Below are 1,894 nucleotides of genomic sequence, written 5' to 3' on the forward strand. Positions count from 1 at the left end.
CCATGCCCGCCGTGCCGACCGGCTGGCCGCCGAGGCGGCCGAGGTAGCCGCGCAGGGCGGCGCCGCGGTAACGCAGGTGGTGCAGACCATGGCCGGCATCGAAGTGTCGTCACTGCGCATCGCCGACATCACCACCGTCATCGACGGGATCGCTTTCCAGACCAACATCCTGGCCTTGAACGCGGCGGTGGAAGCGGCGCGGGCCGGGGAAGAGGGGCGCGGGTTTGCTGTGGTCGCCTCCGAAGTACGCGCGCTGGCGCAGCGTTCGGCCCAGGCCGCGCGCGAGATCAAGGGGCTGATCGAGGCCTCCAGCACCCAGGTGGCCGAAGGCAGCCAGCTGGCCCAGCAGGCCGGGCAGACGCTGCAGCGGGTGGTGGCGTCGGTGGGCGAACTGGGCGGGTTGATCGAGGAAATCGCCAGCGCCAGCCAGGAGCAGGCCGCCGGCATCGAGCAGGTCAACCAGGGCATCGTGCAGATGGACGGGGTGACCCAGCAGAACGCGGCGCTGGTGGAAGAAGCCTCGGCCGCGGCACGGGCGTTGAACGCGCAAGCGGCCGACCTGCAGCACACCGTGGGCCGCTTCCGTCTGGCCGAACCGGCTGCCGCCGTACGCCGTTCGGCGGCCGCCTGAGCCCGTCCAGCGGCGCGCGCAGCCCCGGCCGCGCGCGCCGCTGACCAGATCCGGCACAGCGTCAAGCCTACCGGCCACTGCGCCGAGCGGGCATAATCCGCGCCAGAATTCCCGGCGGCTCAGCCAGCAGACCAGGGTAGGGGATGGACGGCCGTCCCCCGCATCGCCCTGCAACCAGCCTGCAACATCCACGCAATACCGTGCCCCATCGCTGTGAAGACAGCGGTGCCGATGTTGTTCATCCGCGTGTTCCCCACGCCACCCGATCTGTACTCCCCGAGACCCCTGCATGCCTGCCTTCCGCACCACCTCCGTGTCGCTGCCGTCCCGTCATTCCACCGCGCTGCCGCGCCGCCATGCACTGGCGCTGGCCTGCGCCACCGCTTCGCTGTTCGGCCTGGCCGGCACCGCGATGGCACAGGACGCGTCGCCGACCTCGCTGGACACCATCACCGTCAACGCCGACCACCGCGAGCGCAACCTGCAGGAAGTGCCGGTGTCGGTGGGCGTGGTCCAGGGCGAGCAGATCCGTGACTACACCGCCGGCGGCGACGACACGCTGCTGGCGCTGTCGGGCAAGGTACCCAGCTTCTACGCCGAAACCACCACCGGGCGCATCTTCCCGCGCTTCTACATCCGTGGCCTGGGCAATATCGACTTCTACCTGGGTGCCTCGCAGCCGGTCTCGATCATCCAGGACGACGTGGTGCTGGAGCACGTGGTGCTGAAGTCCAACCCGGTCTACGACGTGGACCAGATCGAAGTGCTGCGCGGCCCGCAGGGCACGCTGTTCGGCCGCAACACCACCGCCGGCATCGTCAAGTTCGACACCATCAAGCCGAGCCAGGAATCCAGCGGCCGCGTGCAGGCCAGCTACGGCAGCTTCGGCAGCGTGGCCATCGATGGCGGCGTGGGCGGTGCGATCAACGACATCGCCTCGTTCCGCGTGTCGGCGCTGTACCAGCACCGCGATGACTACGTCGACAACACCTACACCGGCCCCAGCGCCGACGGCACCGTGGCCCCGCGCAAGAACGCGATGGGCGGCTTCGATGACCGCAACGTGCGCGCCCAGCTGCTGCTGCAGCCGACCGACAATTTCTCGCTGCTGGCCTCGGCCCACGCGCGCGACTACGACGGCACCTCGACCCTGTTCCTGCGGGGCGCGATCACCAAGGGCTCCAACAAGACCGACGTGGCGCGTGACCGCGTGGCCTACGACGAAGCCGACAACAACCCGCAGTCGTACAAGACCTACGGCGG

General features: G+C 69.5%; 2 protein-coding genes. Both read left to right on the forward strand.

The features are described from left to right. On the forward strand, positions 1 to 631 hold a 631-nt coding region (locus DBR34_RS05450; RefSeq protein ID WP_258223688.1), incomplete at its 5' end, for a methyl-accepting chemotaxis protein. 289 nt (positions 632 to 920) lie between these two features. Beyond that, positions 921 to 1,894: TonB-dependent receptor plug domain-containing protein (locus tag DBR34_RS05455; protein WP_181393905.1), on the forward strand; the 974-nt coding region annotated here is incomplete at its 3' end.

The sequence above is a fragment of the Stenotrophomonas sp. HMWF003 genome (assembly GCF_003061285.1).
Lineage (GTDB): Bacteria > Pseudomonadota > Gammaproteobacteria > Xanthomonadales > Xanthomonadaceae > Stenotrophomonas > Stenotrophomonas maltophilia_AP.